Raw genomic sequence first — 18,911 nt, forward strand, 5'->3', positions numbered from 1 at the left:
GACAGGGCGGCCAGCCAGTACGGGCGCATCGACGGTCGCCAAGGGTTCCGCGGCGTAATCCCAATCAGCCGCGATGTGCTCGATCACGCGCCAACCTCGTCGGCCTCGTCCGTTGCGCGGCCGACGAGGTTGGCGCAGCTGAAGGCGAGCAGCAACGGTTCAGCTGCGACCGGTACTCGAGGCTGTCGGCAGGGGGTCCGAGCCCTGCCGAACTGTGCTTTCGTCGAGAGAGGTCACCGCCCGTGCCCTTCTGCCAGCGTGTCCTCCCCGGCAGTCACCACACAACCGAACGACACGCCGTCACGGTGGCGCAGCAACCTGGCTGCCTCGTTCACGCGGGGTTGCTTGGTGTAGCAGCCGGCGCTGCGCTCGCCGACGCGGAACGGGCCGAGCAGCACCGGTGCGGTGACCTCAGTGAGCTCCTCGCGCTGGCGGTCCCAGTAGAGGAGCGGCCACGGGTCGGCTTCGACGGCCTCCTGCACCACGTAATCGTCGCTCGCGACCGCGTCCTTCAGCAGTCGCTCCCATTCACCGGCCGGGGTGACGGAACCGAGAACCACGCCGCGTGAGCCGAAAGCATTGCACGGCTTGAGCACCGCGTTCTCCCGGTGCGAGGCTGCCCACTCGGTTGCGTCGACCAGGGCCCCCTGCCGCCGGGCTGGGCCCTCCTGCAGTCGGGCGGTCCACGGAACGTGGTCGAGCAGCCGCTGCTGCTCCGCCGTCAAATCGGTGCGCTGAAAGAGATCGGCCAGCAGCGCCTTACTAGTGAACAGTGCCGCGAGCTGCCCGCCGAAGAGCGGCACTCCGCTCTGTTCCAAGGCCACCAGCCGGTCCGCGTGCTCGCCAACCACCCGCTCGGAAGCCATGAAGTACTTCACCGCGGCCGCGTAGGTGACGCCCTGCCAGTGAAGCCCACCTGCGTCTATCTCGACCTCGTCGAACGGGACGAAGTCGCAGGGGACACCGTGCGCGCTGTGATAGGCGGCTTCCAGCTCGAATGCCCGCAACGAACCTTCGTCCCCGTCCCAGGGAAATCCGAGCAGAGCCACCCGGCCGCCAGGTTCAGGCAGTTGGTCCACGATCCAGCTGAGCCGGGCCGCGAAGGTCGACTGCGCACCGATTCCGTGCGCGCGACGGGCCTCGATACCGGGGCCGGACTTGAACAGGGCCTCCGTCAGCACCGGGGTGGGCGTCGCCCCGTTGAGACAGGCCCCGAAGTTGAATTCGAGGAACTTCGGCTGCCCCGACTCGACCAGTACGTCCGCCCGGGAACAACCCAGGACCCGGCCGAGCGGCTGGGCGGCTGGCAGAAACCAGCGAGCGTCCTGAGGAACGCCGGTGTGATCGGCTAGCCGTCCGAAGTCCCCCGCGGAGATGTCCACGGCATGGTCCACCAACAGGCGGGTGAGCTGCGAATTCAGCCGGTCGAGGGTACGGCCGCTCGCGGCGTCGACCACGAACGGCTGCACCGGAACCAGGTCCGTGTACTGCCAAATACCCAACTCACGGCAGCTGTACTCGATTTCTCGCCCCGTGCAGGCCGCCTCACCACTGCTCAGCGCCGCGAGGCGGCGAGCCCAGTCGCGGTGAGCCGGGCCGGGCCGGAGATCGACGGGAGACGCGTCGGCGTGCATCAGGTATTCCCCTTTTCCATGTGCGGTCTTTCAGTTCTGGCAGGTGCCCCGCCCGAGAATCTCACTTGCTCCGACGGATCAACCCCTCGCCTTTGTAACCGGGTACGGCGCATCGGGTCATGCCAGCACCTCCCCGGACGGTCCAGCCGCCGCCGCAGAGGTCAACCGTGCGGCCAGCCGCTCGCGCAGAGGCGACGGAGGGCGTGCCTCCGTGACCGGCAGTGCCCCACAGGGCCCCTGTACGGCCAAGGCCTCCAGGTAGCGGACCATGTCGTCGAGCAGCGTGCCGATGGTCGCCTCTCGGTACAGAGACCGGTCGTAGAGCGCCCTGATCCGCAGCACACCGGCCTTGGACCGGAACTCGACGGCCAGCGGGAACTTCGCGGTCCCTGGCAGTGGGATCTCCAACGCCTCGACCCTGCTGTCCGCCGCCTCGGAGTCGAACATCGTCGCGATCACGCCGAAGGCACCGGAGCGGGCCCTCGACTCCCGGCGCAACAGCGGCAGGACATCCAGGAACGGGATGTCCGAGTTGCCCATCGCTTCGAGGAGTTGCCGGCGCGTATCCGCGAGGCTCGCGCCCAAGGTGGGCCCGTGATCCGGGCGCCGCTGTCGGAGGCGCAGCAGGACCGGGTCCACGAGAAGCCCGACGATGTTCTCGTGGCTGGGCAGCGGACGCTTGGAGATGTTGGTCGCGATCAGGACCTCGTCCGTCCGGCACCAGCGGGCGAGGGAACCGGCGAAGGCCGCCAGCGCTGCGGCGAAGAGCGTCGTACCCTCGATCGCGACCATCTCCTGGAGGTCGATCACCGTCCGTGCCCCGATCGAGCGCGAGAGCGTGCCCACGCTGTCGCCCCCGTCGGCGTCGCGGTCCCGCGGCGGCACGGTGGGCGCCGCGCCGTCCAGGGTCCGCCGCCAAAAATCGAGTTGCCGGGCGTGCTCCGGACCTGCCCGGAAGGCCTGCTCCCAGGCGACGAAATCGGCGTAGTCGCCCGCGGGTCGGGCGGATTCGCCGCCCGCGAGGTGAGCCACCAGCGAACCGCCGATCAGATCGGTGGACCAGCCGTCGACCGCGATGTGGTGGCAGACGAAGATCACCTGCCACCTTCCCGAGCTCTGCCGTAGCAGCACCCTGGCAGAGTTGGCGGCCAGGTCGAAGGGCCGCGAGACGAACTCCTCCAGGAGCCGTTCCGGGTGCTCGCCGTCGGGCAGCCCGCCGACCACGTCCACCGGAACAGCACTCGCGTCGATCACCGTGCGCCTGGGGATGCCCGTACGATCCGTCGCGAAGACGGAGCGCAGAGAGGTGTGCTCCGCGAGCACCGCCCGCACGGCGGCGAGCAGTTCGGGCTCCGAGACCTCCTGGTTGACGGTCCAACCGAAGGGCACGTTGTAGGAGTCGCTGTCCCCGCCCAACTGGTTCTCGTAATAAAGGCGTTCCTGCATAGTCGAGAGTAGGTCCCGGTGCACGGCCACAGTTGCGGCATGCTGCTCAGCCGCTGCTTCCGTTCCGCCGATGAGCAGTTCGCTGGCCTGCCGGGGCGTCCGGCAGGCGACCAGTCGGGCCAGGGTGGCGTCCGGGCGGAGCAGTGGGCGCACCCGGGCGGCGAACCGCATCATCTGCAGAGAGTCGACCCCCAGGGCGACGAAGGTCTCGTCGGCAGGCACCTCACTGTGGCCGGTGACCGCCCGGATCGCGGCCAGCGCCGCCTCCAGAGCGTCAGTACCAAGTGCCGGAGCGCTGTCGGCGGTCATGATGCCAGCGACCGCGCGCAGATCACGGCTGATCGTTCGCAGGCGGGCGGCGATGGGCTCGGTGGCCGGTGCGACCACGGCGGACCGCGTGCAGAGTGCGGCCCGCAGCAGCAGCGCGCCCTCCTCCCTGCTGAGGCCGCGTTCGCTGCTCCTGCCGTCGTGCGACCATCCGTCCCACTGGATCGAGATCCACGGTCGGCCGGTACGAGCCGTCTGCACCCGGGCCAGCGCGTCGAGGAAGGCATTGGCGCTGACGTACGGCCCGAAGGTACGCGCCCCGATGACGGTGGACAGGGACGAGTACAGCGCGACAAAGTCGTGCTCGACGTTCTCCAGCTCGGCGGCGAGGAAACGTGCCCCGTCGACCTTGGCGCGGACCGTGTCGAAAGCCAACTGCTCGGTGGTCTCGGTTAGTTCGGAGAACGCGTCCCGATCCGTGTCGCCGGCCAAGTGGAAGACGCCGTCCACCCGTCCGGATTCGCCGGCCACCTCCGCGAGGAGGCGGCGCAGGTCTTCGGCATCGGTGCAGTCGACCGTGGCCCACTCGATCCGGGAACCGGATGCGCGAATCCGTCGCTCAGCGGCCTGAATCTCCGCCGACCGGGGCCCGGCCGCACTCCGTCCGGCCAGCACCACCCTGGCTCGGGTCTGCTCGCAGATCGTCTCGGCCAGATGCATACCCAGGTTCCCGGTCCCGCCCAGGACCAGATAGGTGCCGCCCCAGCGCAGCAGGCTCGGGTGCAAGCCGTCGACCGGCCGGTGGACCCGCCGGTAACCGGAGCCGCCGCGCAGTGCCCGGTCCTCGCTGCCGTCGACGAACTGCCAAAGGATCTGGTCCAGCTCCGCGTCGACGTCCAGCGCCGCGCCACCTGGCTCGCACGGTTCGAGATCGAGGACCGAGGCGCGGAGACCGACCACCTCGTGCGGGGCACAGGCCCGCACCCCGAGCAGGCCGGACTGGCGCAGATCGGGCAGTTCGCCGGGGAGGACCGCGAAGCCACCCCGCGAGACCAGGACGAGGTCCGTCGTGTTCTCGGCGAGCGCCCCGGCGGGACCGAGCACGGTCTCGCGCAGCCAGCGCCTCAGGTCGAAATCGGACGGGGTACCGGCAGGTTCTCCGTCCCGGCCTTCGAGCACCACGACCACGGCACTGCCGGAGGAGGCCCGGGTGTCCTCGCCCATGCGTGCCAGCCGTTCACGCAGGGCGTCGGCGACACGTCCCTCACCCACGACGCGCACCTGCGCCGGTACTCGCGGTGTTCCCGGTCGAACGGCGTCGGGCACCCAGACCGGCTCCTCAAGCACGCAGCGGCCATACCGCCCGGTAGCACCGGGCTCCGCCCCGGGGGCGTGCGCCCAGTGCGACTGGCGCTGGAACGGGTATCCCGGCAGTTCCGCGATCGAGCCCTGTCCGGAGAGATTGACCGCGTCCCAGTCGACTTCCTGCCCCGCCACCCACAGCGCGGACAGCTGGGCGAACAGCCCAGCCACGCAGCCGTCCGGGTGCGACATGATCTCCGCGAGGTCGATGCACGGCCCGTCGACGGTCGCGGTCGGTTCCTCGGCGTCTGGGGCAGGGGCGTACGGCAGCTCCTGCAGGCAGCGTTCGAGATCCGAATCGCCCTGCAGGAGGCCCAGCAGCGGGTCGTCGTCCCGCCCGTGGAACGAGCCGATCTCGACGCCGAAGGAAGTGAGGAGCTCGACCACGGCAAGGTGCTGGGCGATCCGCAGGACGGCAGCGGCGCGCTCGTCCCTGTCCGTCCCCAGACCCTGGCAGACTCTGTCCGCAGCAGCATCGGCCCGGGCGGTCACCATCTCCCAGCGCTCGCGGGCCACCGGATAGCGGCTGAGCAGCGGGCCGAAGTCGCCGGCCGGTGCCGCCTGGGCGGGTGCGAGCACGAGGGCGACCGCACCGGCACACTCGCCCGGCGAGCGAGTGCCTTCCAGAGCGGTCACCCGGGTCGTGCCCGCTCCGCCGGTGCGGAGGAGCACGCTGCGCCGGCGGTGACGGCGTCGGCCTGCTGCGAGCGTGTGCAGCAGGTCCAGATCGGCGCCGTCGCGGTCCAGCCGCTCGCGGAGGGTCTCCTCGACCGCCGTCAGGGCGGCCTGGTGCGGTGCCGAGAGCGGTATCGCCTGCGGACCCTCGACCGGAGCGGACCCGGCGCGCTGAGCGGTCTGGGGCTGCTCGACGATCACGTGTGCGTTGGTGCCCCCGACGCCGAAGGAGCTGACCCCGGCCCGCCGGACGTCGGCGTCCCACAGTTCGGCGCCGGTCGGGAAGGTGAACGGAACGGCCCCGCCGACGAAGTCGGGGAGCGGCGAGCGCAGGTTCCGCAGCGGCGGGCGGACCCCGCGTTCCACGCAGAGGGCGGCCTTGATCAGGCCGACCACTCCGGCGGCCCGGTCGAGGTGCCCGAAGTTCGCCTTGAGCGAGCCGACGGCGCAGAAGCCCGCCGCGCCGCTGAGCGCCGTGAACGCGTCCTGCGCGGCGGCGAGTTCGATGGCGTCACCGAGCCGGGTGCCGGTGCCGTGCGTCTCCAGATAGCCCACGCTCTCGACGGGAATCCGCGCCCGGGAGATCGCGGAGAGCAGCACGTCCGTCTGACCGCGGCGGTTCGGGGCCAGGAAGCTCGTCTTCTCGGAGCCGTCGTTGTTGACGGCGGTACTGCGGATCACCGCGTGCACCACCCTCCCCTGCTCGATGGCGTCCTCCAGGCGCTGGAGCACCACCACGCCGGCCCCGTTGCCCGGCACGGCGCCGTCCGACTCGGCATCGAAAGGCCGGCAGACGCCGTCGGGAGAGGTGATCATGCCCTCTTCAAAGACATAACCGTCCGCCAGGCCGAGGTTGACGGTCACTCCGCCGGCGAGCGCCACATCGATGTTGCCCGAGAGCAGGCTCTCCACCGCCAGGTGGACGGCAACCAAGGAGGAGGAGCAGCCAGTCTGGACGTTGACCGCCTCGCCCTCCAGGTTCAGCAGATAGCTGACCCGGGTGGCGAGGAAGTCAGGCGCGTTGCCGGTAAGGACCTGGTACTTGGCGGCCTCGGAACTGCCCTGGGGCACCAGGTAGCTGCTGGGTGCCGCCGAGGCGTACACCCCCGTCGGCAGATCCGAGGTGGGCACCACGCCCGAACCGTCGAGCGCGTCCCAGCACAGCTCCAGGAAGACCCGGTGCTGCGGATCGAGGACCTCCGCCTCCGCGGGACTGAGCCCGAACGACGCGGCGTCGAAGAGGTCCACGTCGGACAACAATCCTGCGGTGGGGACCCGGGTGGGCTCGGTCGCGGACCGCGACCAGGTGGTCGTCCCGTCCTCACCGCGGACGCACATCTCCCAGAACGACTCCAGATCCGGTGCCTTGGGCGCCCTGACGGCCATCCCGACGATCGCGACGCAGTTCTCGGGAATGCGGTCCGGGGCTGTGTCCTGCTCCACGGTGTCGTCCTCGATTCTCATTTCGGCCACTCCAGGCACTCCAGACAAGTCGTCAGCACAGTCCCGAACTCAGCCGCGTGGTCCGTGTTGAGCATGCTGTAGTGGTTGCCGGGGGCCTCGGTCACCTGGACCGGCACCCCCAGGGCGGCGGTCCAGCCGAGATCGGCAGGAACTGCTCCCCAGCCGGTCTCGTGCCGGGCTCGGATCTGGAACATCGGCACGGTCGGTCGGGGCGGCGTCCAAGGGGCGCGGATCGCCTCAAGGTGCCAGGTGAAGGCGGACAGGAAGGGCTCCAGGTCCGCCCGGGTGAGTGACGGTAGCCGGTACCGGTCCCGCAGGACCCGCAGGACCGCGGCCCAGGTCTCCTCTTCCGAAGGCGCCGGTCCCAGCTCCAGTTCCTCGGTCGACGAGAACTCGAACAGTCCCGCGAGTTCGTCCCCCAGGGTGCGTTCCGCGCGGTCGAGGATGGTCGGGCATCCCGAGTCGATCAGTACGATCCCGGACACCTTCCGCCCGGCCGCTTCGAGCCGTGCTGCCATGTCGACGGCGACCGACCCGCCGAAGGACCAACCGGCCAGCACCACGTGCTCGATGCCGTACGACATCAGCTCGTCGGTGTACCGGGCCGACAGGCGACCGACCGAGCACAGCTCGGTGCTCGCCGGACCGGCGTTCTCGAAGGCGAGCACCTGGTAGTCGCCCTCCAACTGGGGGAGCAGGCGCCGGAAGGCCGTGGCCATCCCACTCGCGGGGTGCACGAACACCAGCGCCGACGTTCCCTCCCCGCGCAGTGCGACGAGGTGTTCCTCCAAGAGCCCCGGGGTCATGAGCGCGCGGCCGGGAGGTCAAGCAGATCGGCCAGCTCCCGCACGGTCGGCCGCCGCATGGCGGCCCTGATGGTGAGCCGCTCATGACCGTCCCCGCGCAGGATGTTCACCATCCGGGCGAGCACCAGCGAATGACCGCCGGCGGCGAAGAAGTCCGCTTCGGGGTCGGGCCACTCCCCCCCGCTCAACAGCTCCCGCCACACCTCGGCCACAGCGCGTTCGGCCGACGTGTACGCCTCGGGGTCGATCTGACCGGTCTTCTCCATGGTGGTGAGCAGCAAGCGCTCATCGAGCTTGCCACTGGGCGTGAACGGGAAGACCGGGACTCGGGTGACCGTCGGCATCAATGCCGCCGGCAGTTCGGCGCGCAGGTGCGACGTCATGTCGGGTTCGGCAGCCGGGCCTGTGTAGAACAGGTGGAGCGAGGTGCCGTCGCCGTGACGCACCGCGACCCGTGCGCGGACCCCGTCGAGCCACTCGGCCACCGACTCGATCTGCTGGGGATCGATCCGCCAGCCGCGGACCTTGACCTGACGGTCCGTACGGCCGTTCAGGCGCAGTCGGCCGCCGACGAGGGACCCGAGGTCCCCGGTCCGGTAGACCGGGATCTCCCGGCCGCCGATCGTCATCGTGCCGAACGGCACAACCTGCCCGTCGCTCAGGTAACCCGCGGCAACGCCAGGACCGGCCACCCGGACCTCTCCCGGGAACCCTTCGGGCACCGGTCGTCCCCAGCGATCGGTGATCAGCACCCGGGCACCGGCGACGGGCAGCCCGACATCCACTTGGCCTCCGGGCAGCAGGCGGCCCGCTGTGGCGGTCGCGGTGGTCTCGGTTGGCCCGTAGAGGTTCCAGATCTCGCTGTGCGCGAACGCAGACGAAGTCCGGGCGACCAGCCCCGGCGCGACCGGCTCGCCGCCGAGGAAGAGGCGGCGCAGCCGGGGCCGGGCCTCCTCGGCGAACGCGTCGAGCAGTGCGGACCAGTAGCCGGGAACACAGTTGAGATCGAAGTCGACTTCGAATTGCGCCAGTTCACGGGCGACGCCCTCGACATCGGCACGCGGCGAGGTGAGCCCCACGGTCGTGCCACCGACGTACTGGGGGCCGAGGAACTGCTTGAGCCCGGCGTCGAAGATGGGCGCGGAGACCCACGGCATGGGGTGGCTGCCCAGTCCCAGCCCGACGGAGATCCCGTGCAGGTAGTTGTCGAGGTTGTCCCGCGTCACCACGACGACCTTCGGCTCCCCGGTGGAGCCGGAGGTACGGACCAGGTAGGCCGGAGCCTCCCCGGTGAAGTCCGCCGGAGGCCCGCAGGGCGCCGTGCCCGAGGCAGCGGCAACGGCCAGGTCCGACGTCCGCGGGTGCAGCCCCTCGGCCTGCGCCGCGAGCCCGGCCTGGTGTAGCAGCGCCACCGCTCCGGTGGAGGCGAGAGCGGCCTCGATCCGCTGTCGCGGCTCCTCCGGCGACAGCGGCAGTACCACTGCCCCGTGCCACAGTACCGCGAGCCAACCGACGAGCAGGTCCAGGCCGTTCTCGGCGAGCACACCGACGACAGCGCCCTGTTCGATCCCCTCAAGCTCCCGGAGCACCCCGGCGGTCGACCGGGCGAGTTCGCCGCGGCTGACTTCGGCCGACCCCACCCGGAAGGCGGTGCTGTCGGGAGCCGCGAGAGCGTGGGCGTACACCGCCTCGCACAGCCCCTGGGGCTGCTCCTCGACCGGTGCGGCCAGGGTATCGGCCAGGACAAGCTGCCCGGTCCGGGTCAGCGGTCCCGCCTGCCCGCAGTTGCCGGCGGAGGCCTCGACCACGTGCTCCAGCACGCTCCGCCATGCGTCCAGCAGGGATTCGAGGCGCCCGTCCACGATCCCGTCCACGGCATCGGCCCGTAGCACCGTGGCCGCCTCGGTCTCCACGACGTGCAGTGTCACCGCTTCCGTGACACCGAGGCACCACTCCTCGACCCGCCATCCGGTCGGCAGATCCCAGCCGGTACCCGGCGCGAAGACGAGCGCTGGCCGGACGGAACCAGCTCCCAGCGCGGCCCCACCGGCCTTCGCACGGTGCTCCGCCAGCCGCTGGCTCTGCGACTGCGCCGCCTGCTCCAGGGGCATGCTCGGCGCGAGCAGTGGGTTGTCCGGCAGGATCTGACTGAAGGCGCCGGGAAGGCCGTCCAGCCCGAGGGTCGCCCGCGCGTCGCAGACCCACCCGAGGAGCGGCTGCTCGGTGAACCCGGACGCGAGGACCGAGAGCGCGAGGTAGGCGACGTCGTCAACCGTGGTATTCCACGTCCGGGCGAGCACCTTCAACGCTTCCCCGGCCTCGGGAGCGAGTCGGAGGGCCACGCTACGCACGGTCGGCTCGGAGTGCTGCTGCGCGCTCTCCTCCGCCCCCGTGCCCAGGAGCTCGAACGGGTCCCGTTCGGCGTCGGCGGGAACCGCCTCCCAGTAGGCGTCCTCCTCCGCGAGTTCGCCGTCCTTCGCCATCTGCGCGTAGGCGCTGACGACAGCGGCCAGGCGGTCCTGCGCCTCGGTGTCCAGCACTCCGGCGAGGGCGCTCAGGAATCCCTGGAGCGAGGACCGGTCGACCAGGCTCCAGTCTCCGGTGAGACGAAGACGGGAACCGTCGGGCCCGGGGGTCACCACGACGGTGAGCGCACCCGCGGAGAACTCGACGCCTCGTTCGTGGTCGCCTTCGGAGCGGATGGCGCCAGGCGACTGCCGCAGCACCCGGACGCCGGTCACCTTGCGCAACGCCAGCCGCAGGGCGGGGGTCGCGTCCAGCACCTCTCGCACCCGCTGCGACAACCCGGCCGCCGACAGCGGGGTCCCCAGCTCCAACACGAACGGCCGAGCGGTGTACTGCTGCAGGGAGAGCTGTGGAGGCGTCAGCGGCAGCAGCTCCTCATCGATCTCAGGCACCGATCGTCCCCCGCTCCTGGTAGGAGTCCGCGATCTTCAGCAGGATGCGGCGGTCCCCGGTGTAGGGACGACGCCCGTGACCGCAGATCATGTTGTCGACCACCAGAACGTCTCCCTCCGCCCAGTCGAACTGCACAGCTTCGCGCTCCACGATGTCGTTGACCTGCGTGATGACGTCGCCGTCGATCTCCTCCCCGTCACCCCAGTAGACGTTGTTCGGCCACAGGGCGTCATCCGTGTCGTCCGCCGAGGTCGACAGGGCCGCCCGGATGTCGTCGTCCATCCTGGAGATGTGGAAACCGTGGGCGAAGTTGAACCACACCTCCTCACCCGTCACCGGATGCTCAGCGACCGCCGGCCGGCGCTCGAAGGTGCGCAGCCGGTCGTCCTCCAGCCACTCGCAGCTGCGGCCCTCCCGCGTGCAGAGCTCTTCGACCTCGGCTCGGCTCTCCGTCTCGTAGGAGCGCTGCCAGGTCCGGTTGTAGCCGTAGCCACGCATGTACATCAGGCCTCGCTCCCGGAACTGCCGAACGATCTCCTCCGGCAGCAGGCGGATGACGGTCCGGTTGTCCACGATCGGAGTCTGACCACGGTCCTTGGGAGCGATGTCGCAGTAGAAGAACAGCAGCATCGGCCAGTCGTTGGAGTAGCAGAACTCGCTGTGCAGCCGGATGTCGAGCGACTCCGGGTACTCACTCGCGGTGTAGGTGCCGGAGTCGACCCGGCTGCGGATCGCAGCGCCGCCGCGGTAGTCAACCGGGCGGTCCGCGAGGCCGGCAAAAACCTCCTCGAAGGAGGACCGGTCCAGCCCACGGAACAGCAGCGCGCCGTAGCGGCTGATCTCCGCCCTGAGCCGGTCCTTGTTCTCCTTCAGCCACTGCGACAGATCGAGGTCCTGGTCAACCTCGACGACGCGCGGCAGCTGCTGGTCGTTCAGAAAGTACTCGCGGGACGAGGAGGTCTCCGCGACGGTCTGTGCATGCATCAAACGGTCGAACTTCGTCATCGTGTGCTTACCCCTGGAAGTGGTGCGTCCTGTCGCGACTCATGCCGGCTCGGCGGCTGTCACCGAGCTCCGGTGACGGCCACGCCCGGCTCGGACATCCGGCTTTCGACAAAGGCACAGATGCTTTCGACGCTTCGGAAGTTGGCCAGGCGGAGGTCGTCGGCCCGGACCGGGATGTCGAAGTGGCGCCCGACCCAGGTGACGATCTGCATGGCTATCAGGGAGCTGAGTCCGCCGGCCGCGAACAGGTCGTCGCCGTCGGCGAAGTCCTCCGGCATGCCCCGCTCGATCACGAACTGCCTGACATCGTCATAGGTGTGATTCATCGTCAACCCTTCTAGGGGGCGTAGGAATAGAAGCCGGAGCCGGACTTGCGGCCGAGCCGCCCGGACTCCACGTACTCACGCAGCAGGGCGGAGGGGACGAACTTCTCCTCGTCCCGGTGCGTGGCCAGCACCTCAAGCGAGAACAGCACGGTGTCGAGGCCGATCAGGTCCGCGGTCTCTAGTGGGCCCATCTGGTGCCCCAAACAACCGCGCATGAGGCGATCGATACCGGCCGGATCGCTCACCCCCTCGGCGACCAGGTGCACCGCCTCGTTCACCATCAGCATCGCGATCCGGTTGGTCACGAACCCGGGCGAGTCGTTGACCACCACGGTGTCCTTGCCGACGTTGTTCAGCCGGGCCCGCATGGTGGCCACCGTCGCCTCCGAGGTGAGCGGGCCGGGGATCACCTCGACCAGGCGCTTCAACGGCACCGGGTTCATCAGGTGCACCCCGACGACCCGCTCCGGGCGGCTGGTGTACGACCCGAGAACGCTGATCGGGATGGCCGAGGTGTTGACGCCGATCGGAACCTCGGGCGCACACACCTGGTCGAGGAAGGAAAGGACCTCCTTCTTGACGGCATGGTTCTCCGTCACGTTCTCGATTAGCCAGTCGCTGGCGGCGGCCGCCCCCAGGTCGGTCCCCACTGTGATCCGGTCGAGTACCCGTCGCGGGTCGTCGACGGCCAGCTCGGGCTGGAGCATGCCGTACATACCGACATTGGCGTCGATCAGCTCAAGTGCGCGGTCCAGCGCCTGCTGGTCCTTGTCCAGCAGCAGGACATCCTCCCCCGCCACCGCGAAGGCGTGGGCAGCACCCACACCCATAGTGCCCGCCCCCACGACGGTGACCTTCCGTCGCTCCGAATCGTGTGTCATACGGCATCTCCTTCCGCGGCCCGCAGCAGGGCGGGCCAGCGGCTCTCATCAGGTCCGAATTGGGTTAGCACTGCGTAGACCAGCCGTTCCAGGCCGGCACCCACGCAGGCCGAGTGGACGTCGGTAGCGCCGTCACCCCGGATGTCGAAGCTCTCGGTGAAATGCGTGTGGTGGATGTTGAAGGAGGCCACCGCCAGGGACTCCGTGGTGCTGATCGGCAGCCGGAGTTCCTGCTTCAGGTCGAGCATCCGCTGCGTGTCCGCACGCCCCGCATCCGCGCCGGAGGCGAAGAAGGGATCGTTGGCGCGCTCGCACCAGCCGGCCAGTCCGAGTTCGTCGACAAGCTGCAGCACCTGTTCGCGCAGTTCCGCGACTGCCGCCTCCACTTGCTTCGGCGGACCGAGGAAGACGGTCTCCCGGATGGTGAAGTCGCTCAGCCGCTCGGCCGTGCGGTGGTAGCGGGACTCGTGCCGGAAGGCCGCTCCTCGGCTGGTCACACAGGTGAGCCCGGCAGGAGCCTGGGAGCCGGCGAACTGCGCGAAGGTGTGGTAGCACATGGTCGGCGGTAGGACCCGGTCCACCGGTGCCGCGTTCTCGAGCAGCAGTCGGCCGAGCTCCGGAGTACCGCTGCTGCGCGCGAGGCGCTCGTACACCGGCAGTTCGCCCTGAATCCGGGAGGCGAAGTAGACGTGCTGCGGGAAGGACCCGAAGTAGCCGCTGCGCTGCAAGACAGCCAGTGGCAAGGTGGCCGGGTACTGGTGTTCCTGCGCCGCGAACTTCGAGCCGACCCGGCGCAGCAGCGCCCGATCGAGCTGCCGGTAGAGGCGGACCGCGCCCTCCGCCAGCAGCACCTGCCCGGGCGCGATCTCCTTGAACAGCCCGGCTGAGGTCAGCGCGTCGAAGTCGTGGAGAGCAATGTCGCCCGGGTCCCGGGAGGACTTCCAGAACTCGACGCCTGGCAGCCCCCAGCGGTTGCGGATCTCCCGGTCGACGAAGTCGTTGAGGATCGTCTCCAAGTCGGCCGTCCCGGGATCGCCGTCGATCTCCAGGGAGATCTCCGCGACGGCCCCTTCCGCATTCCGGTGCATCGCGAAGCCGAGAATCCGCTCCGAGAGGAAGTACACCTGACGTTCGAGCTCGTGGATCTGGGACTGGCCCGTCAGCGGTGAGCGGAGCGGCAGTTGACGAGTAATCATGAGGAAGCTCCGCTCACGACCAGGCCAGACATCGCGGCGATCGCGGAACGCTGAATCTCGGAGGTACCTCCGTAGATCGTCGCCGCCAGGCTGTCACGCACCTGCCGCTCGGCCGGAGCCCCTGCCAGGAACCCCGCCGCGCCCCGCAGTTGCAGCAGGTCGAGCGAGATGCTTTTGAGGGCCTCACTGACCCAGAGCTTCAGCATGCAGGCCTCCTCGATGGCCAGGTGACCGGCCTTGACCTTCCAGGCCATCTTGTGCAGGAGCAGCTTCGAGGTCTCCACGCGCACCTTGTGGTCTGCGATCCGATGCGCGACGGACTGGTTCGACCCGATGGTGCGGCCGAACTGGCGGCGCTCGTTGCAGTGCGCCACCATCTCGTCCAGGAGCCGTTCCAGAGCGCCGACCTGTGTGGCGAACATGAATCCACGCTCCCAAACCAATCCGGTCTGGAACATCTGGTAGGCCCCGCCCGGTTCCCCCAGCAGCGAGGTCGCCGGCACCGCACAGTCCTCGAAGGTGACCTCTCCCATCGGCGTTCCGCCGAGCCCCATCTTGGCCAGCGGACGGACCGTCACCCCCGACTGGGTGCTGGGCACCAGGAAGGCGCTGATCGACGCCTGGCCGGGGGCGCCCTCGTCGGTGCGGGCGAAGACCACGAACAGGCCCGCGACAGGCCCATTACTGACGTAAGTCTTCCGGCCGTCGATGACGAACCGGTCGCCGACCCGGCGCGCCACCGTACGCATCGACAGTACGTCGGACCCCGCCGTCACCTCGGTGAGCGCGTGGGCACCAATCACGGAGCCGGAGGCCAGCGCGGGCAGCCACTCGAAGCGTTGCTCCGGTGTGCCGTGATCGAGCAGGTAGGTGGTACAGGCGAACAAGTGGTTGTTGACCGCGAACAACAGGCCGTTGTCTGCGCAGCCGGCCCCGAGCGCCTCCAGGGACAGCGCCGCCGAGAGTGGGTCGAGCCCCGCCCCGCCGTACTCCTGGGGAGTCAGCCAGCCCAGCACGCCGTACTGCGCGCAGGCCTCCCAGCCGGCCTTGTTGAAGTCGGATTCGTCGAGGCCCTCACCGAGCCGGCCCAAGCCGGACGCGAACCTCCGAGCCCCGGCGATCATCCGTCGTTGTTCTGTGGTAGCAGCGAAATCCAAGGCAACCTCTCAACTCGGCCGCGGCCGAGATCTCAGACGCGCCAGAGGCTGGCCGACCACGCCGCCACGGCACTGTTGTTCAGGATCAGCACCCGATCCCCAGGACCGATGTCGCCGGTCCTGAGTAGGGCATCGAGATTGGCGACGACGTCCATCGCCCCCAGGTGGCCGTAGCGCTCGAAGACGTCACGGCAGACCGGGTGGATCGGCGTGCCCAGCAGGTCGCCATAGAAGTCGAAGGCCCGCGCCGACACGTTCTGCATGAGCACCGCGCCGACCTCCGCCAGAGTCACGGCGGCGGCATCGAGCACCCGCTCGGTCAGCGCCGCAAGTCGGTTTCGGCTCTCCAGGGCGAGCTCGAAGGTGTACCGCGCGGGGTCGGAGCACTCTTCGGCCCAGCTGTGCCAAGGGGTGCGCTTGTAGTCGACCTTAAACAGGTCGTGATAGCTCCCCTCGGTCTCCAGGGCGTGCGCCTCCAGCACCGGGCGGCCGCCGCGGACCAAGGTCATGGCAAAGGCCCCGTCACCGACCACAGTCACCGGCGGCCGCACTCGCAGCCGTCCGGTGGGCTTGCTTCCGTGCGTGATGACGATCCGGCTGCGGGCGGGGTCGGCGTGCAGCAGGTCCCGGCCGAGTCCCCAGGCCGCACTGGAGCCGACACAACCGAGCCCGTCGACGGTGAAAGCCATACCCGCCGACAGCCCGGCGGCGTGCTGCACCTTGGTCGCGTCACTTCCAAGCAGGGTGTCCGGGGCTCGCCCCGCACAGTGCAGCAGCACGTCCGCGGACCGATCACCGGCCCCGAGGAGCCGCCGGCAGGCCTCGGCCGCCAGATCGCTCTGCGACAGGCCCGGGAACACTCCCACCCGCTGTGCTCCGGATGCCGTGACGAAGGCTTCGTCGGCTTCCGGTTCGATCTCGCCGATCGGCAGAGTGGAATCGGGCAGCAGGCAGTAGATCTCACCTATTCCGATGGATTCATCGGGATTTCCGCGCACCACTTCCGCTCCTCTTCCCTTTGCCTAATAGAAGTCAAGAATATTTTGGGATCGACCCGTGGTGGCCGCTATGCCGTGGACGAAGTCGGCCACAGCGATATCGAGGACACCAAGCCCGAAAGGAGAAAATATTCGCGGCCTGGCAGCATCCGGCTCCACTTCCCCGGTCATCAGATCTGCCAAGGTGCCGGAGATGATCGAATTCCCGTGGAGCTCCACAGAAAGTCCCATGGACGTCTTCTCGCGCAATGCGTGGACGGGATCGTCGACGATGTTCTGGGCGTCGCGGAGAACTTCGGTTCCCAGGTCCCGCAGCGATATGTGAAGAACGGTGTGCCGGGGCTTGAAAAGGGTCGCATCGAGAAAATGCGGCTCGCCTGCGGTCGTGGCGAAAAGCACCAGATCGGATTCTTCCACGACCGCAGCCGCGCTCGACAGGGCAGCCGTCTCACCCGCGAGGCCACGCCGGAAGGTGTCCGACCGCGCGGCGTCGAGGTCGTGCACGACGGTGCGCCGGAAGGACCAGCCATCGGCCTCCAACTGCCCCAGGACCGCTCTCGCGATCGGGCCGCAACCGATGACGCCAAGTACCTGACCTTCGGTTTCCCGATGCAGCTCCCGGGCCGCCAGCGCCGCCGAGGCGGCCGTCCGGGCCGCGGAGATGGCAGACGCCTCCAGGCAGGCCACCGGAAACCCAGTGTCCATCTCATTGAGGATGATCACGGCGGAAGCGCGGGGCAGCCCCTGGGCGAGGTTTCCGGGAAAACTGGAGATCCACTTGATGCCGACTCGGTCGACCTCGCCGCCACGATCACGCGCAGGCAGTGCGATGATGCGGTCGCGGGGACGGTCGGGGAACTTGAGGAAGTGGCTCTCCGGATTTGCGGAAAACCCCTCATGGTAGCGGAGATAAGCTTCACGAACGAGTTCGCGCAGCTCGTCCCGACGGGAATCGATGATCTCGGAGACCGTCGCACCCGTGACAATCTTGAATATCGGGCCCGATCGCTTCCCCGCGCTCGAACCGTCGGGAAAATTAACGTCCCGCAGCAATTCCATGCCGTCAACCCCAATGATCAATTCTCGACTGGCGACACAGTATGGACACCCGTCTGAGCTGGTCAAGTGAGGATTTTCCTCAGTCCGCGGTCGCCTGCCATTGGCGTTGACGACGCTCCGCCCGCGCTGTGATGCTGACCGGAGCTTGATCGACTGTGATCGCGGCGGCACCATCCGAACATCGGGGGCATTCTCCCGCCTCCGTCGCGATTCGATTCATTTTCTTTTCCCTAACGATCTACCCCGGATGCACGCCTGAGTGTCACGGCCCACACGGGGTCCACCTGAACCGAACGAACCAGCCACGCTGGAACTATGGGGGTCTTGTTTCCGTGAAAATGACAGATGTGGTTCGGCATGCCCCGAAGCAGGCGCAGGACGGGCAGAAGCCGACACCGGAGGACGTGCACCGCCTGCTAGGCCGGCACGTGCTGGCCGACGGCTTCGACTTCGTGCTCGACCTCGAAGCCAGTCGCGGGAGCTGGCTGGTCGACGCGCTGACAGGTCATCAGTACCTGGACCTGTTCACCTTCTTCGCCTCGCTTCCGCTCGGAGCCAATCCGCCCGTGCTCACGGAGGACCCGGACACGATGGCGGCGCTGCGCTCGGCGTCGATCAACAAAACCGCCAACCCGGACATCTATACAGCCGCCTACGCGCGGTTCGTGACGACTTTCGCCCGCGTCCTCGGTGATCCGGCGCTGCCGCACCTGTTCTTCATCGACGGCGGAGCGCTGGCCGTCGAGAACGCGCTGAAGGCCGCCTTCGACTGGAAGGCGCAGCGGCTCGGCACCGACACCGCCAACCACCTTTCCGTGCTGCACCTGGAGAACGCCTTCCACGGCCGCAGCGGTTACACTCTGTCGCTCACCAACACCGACCCGGCCAAGACGGAGCGCTTCCCCCAGTTCACGTGGCCGCGCATCCCATCCCCCGCACAGCGCTTCCCGTTGGACCGGTTCACTGCGCAGAACGCGGCGGCGGACGCGAGCGCACTGGCGGCGGCTCGAAAAGCCTTCGAGCAGGCTGGCGGCACGATCGCCTGCTTCATCGCGGAGCCCATCCAGGGCGAAGGCGGTGACAACCACCTCAGCGCACGCTTCCTGCAGGGCATGCAGGAGTTGTGCCACGAGTTCGACGCCCTGTTCGTGCTGGACGAAGTCCAGACCGGCTGCGGTTCCAGCGGCACGGCGTGGGCGTACCAGCAGCTCGGTCTGGAGCCCGACCTGGTGGCGTTCGGCAAGAAGACCCAGGTGTGCGGTGTCATGGGTGGCCGACGGATGGACGAGGTCCCCCGCAACGTGTTCCAAGTGTCCTCCCGGATCAGCTCCACCTGGGGCGGCAACCTCACCGACATGGTCAGGGCGACCGCGCTGCTGGAGGCGATCGAGCGCGAGGACCGGTTCAGCATCGCCGCCCGGACCGGCGCATACCTCCAGCAGCACCTCGTCGCGCTGGCAGCCCGGCACCCCGAGGTCCTGGACAACCCCCGGGGCCGAGGTCTGCTGGCTGCCGTGGACCTGCCCGACCAGATCACCCGCGACTTGGTGCTGGCCCACCTGTACCGGGTCGAGCGGGTCATCGCGCTGCCCTGCGGCGAACGCTCTCTGCGCATGCGGCCGGCGCTGAACATCAGCACCGACGAAGTGGACCAGGCCATCGCGGCACTGGACCGCTCGGTCCTCGCGGTCAGCGCGAGCGCGTAAGGGTCGACCA

At 68.9% G+C, this 18,911-nt stretch carries 12 protein-coding genes; 1 reads left to right on the forward strand and 11 read right to left on the reverse strand.

Annotated features, from left to right (window positions below):
* Positions 1 to 233: 233 nt before the first annotated feature.
* From I3F54_RS23815 to sbnB, 11 genes are all read right to left on the reverse strand, one after another.
* Complete coding sequence (locus tag I3F54_RS23815; RefSeq protein WP_240120905.1) at positions 234 to 1,634, reverse strand: hypothetical protein; 1,401 nt, start codon at positions 1,632 to 1,634, stop codon at positions 234 to 236.
* A gap of 117 nt (positions 1,635 to 1,751) precedes the next feature.
* Positions 1,752 to 6,848 carry an SDR family NAD(P)-dependent oxidoreductase gene (locus I3F54_RS23820; protein WP_240120945.1) on the reverse strand — a complete coding sequence of 1,699 codons (5,097 nt, stop codon included), beginning with the start codon at positions 6,846 to 6,848 and terminating at the stop codon, positions 1,752 to 1,754.
* Complete coding sequence (locus tag I3F54_RS23825) at positions 6,845 to 7,639, reverse strand: alpha/beta fold hydrolase (protein WP_240120906.1); 795 nt, start codon at positions 7,637 to 7,639, stop codon at positions 6,845 to 6,847. The genes I3F54_RS23820 and I3F54_RS23825 overlap by 4 nt, the downstream gene beginning before the upstream one ends.
* Before the next feature lie 11 nt (positions 7,640 to 7,650).
* Positions 7,651 to 10,572, reverse strand: coding sequence for an AMP-binding protein (locus tag I3F54_RS23830; RefSeq protein ID WP_240120907.1), 2,922 nt, complete (start codon positions 10,570 to 10,572; stop codon positions 7,651 to 7,653).
* On the reverse strand, positions 10,565 to 11,578 hold the full coding sequence (locus I3F54_RS23835; protein WP_240120908.1) for a TauD/TfdA family dioxygenase: 1,014 nt from the start codon (positions 11,576 to 11,578) through the stop codon (positions 10,565 to 10,567). The genes I3F54_RS23830 and I3F54_RS23835 overlap by 8 nt, the downstream gene beginning before the upstream one ends.
* A gap of 59 nt (positions 11,579 to 11,637) precedes the next feature.
* Entirely contained in the window at positions 11,638 to 11,904 is a 267-nt protein-coding gene (locus I3F54_RS23840; protein ID WP_240120909.1) for an acyl carrier protein, read from the reverse strand.
* A gap of 11 nt (positions 11,905 to 11,915) precedes the next feature.
* The gene (locus I3F54_RS23845) at positions 11,916 to 12,785 is read right to left on the reverse strand and encodes a 3-hydroxyacyl-CoA dehydrogenase family protein (protein WP_240120911.1); all 870 of its coding nucleotides are present in this window, start codon (positions 12,783 to 12,785) and stop codon (positions 11,916 to 11,918) included.
* Complete coding sequence (locus I3F54_RS23850) at positions 12,782 to 13,981, reverse strand: hypothetical protein (protein ID WP_240120912.1); 1,200 nt, start codon at positions 13,979 to 13,981, stop codon at positions 12,782 to 12,784. The genes I3F54_RS23845 and I3F54_RS23850 overlap by 4 nt, the downstream gene beginning before the upstream one ends.
* Positions 13,978 to 15,138, reverse strand: coding sequence for an acyl-CoA dehydrogenase family protein (locus I3F54_RS23855; protein WP_275676704.1), 1,161 nt, complete (start codon positions 15,136 to 15,138; stop codon positions 13,978 to 13,980). Before I3F54_RS23855 ends, I3F54_RS23850 begins: the two co-directional genes overlap by 4 nt.
* Before the next feature lie 32 nt (positions 15,139 to 15,170).
* Positions 15,171 to 16,139: a 3-oxoacyl-[acyl-carrier-protein] synthase III C-terminal domain-containing protein gene (locus I3F54_RS23860; RefSeq protein WP_240120914.1), complete on the reverse strand. Its 969-nt coding sequence runs from the start codon at positions 16,137 to 16,139 to the stop codon at positions 15,171 to 15,173.
* 21 nt (positions 16,140 to 16,160) lie between these two features.
* Complete coding sequence (sbnB, locus tag I3F54_RS23865) at positions 16,161 to 17,261, reverse strand: 2,3-diaminopropionate biosynthesis protein SbnB (protein ID WP_240120915.1); 1,101 nt, start codon at positions 17,259 to 17,261, stop codon at positions 16,161 to 16,163.
* Positions 17,262 to 17,533: 272 nt separating this feature from the next.
* Between sbnB and lat the strand changes: the two genes are divergently transcribed.
* Positions 17,534 to 18,901 carry an L-lysine 6-transaminase gene (lat, locus tag I3F54_RS23870; protein WP_374205958.1) on the forward strand — a complete coding sequence of 456 codons (1,368 nt, stop codon included), beginning with the start codon at positions 17,534 to 17,536 and terminating at the stop codon, positions 18,899 to 18,901.
* The last annotated feature ends 10 nt before the right edge of the window (positions 18,902 to 18,911 follow it).

This window comes from Streptomyces sp. MUM 2J, from assembly GCF_022414535.1.
GTDB lineage: Bacteria > Actinomycetota > Actinomycetes > Streptomycetales > Streptomycetaceae > Streptomyces.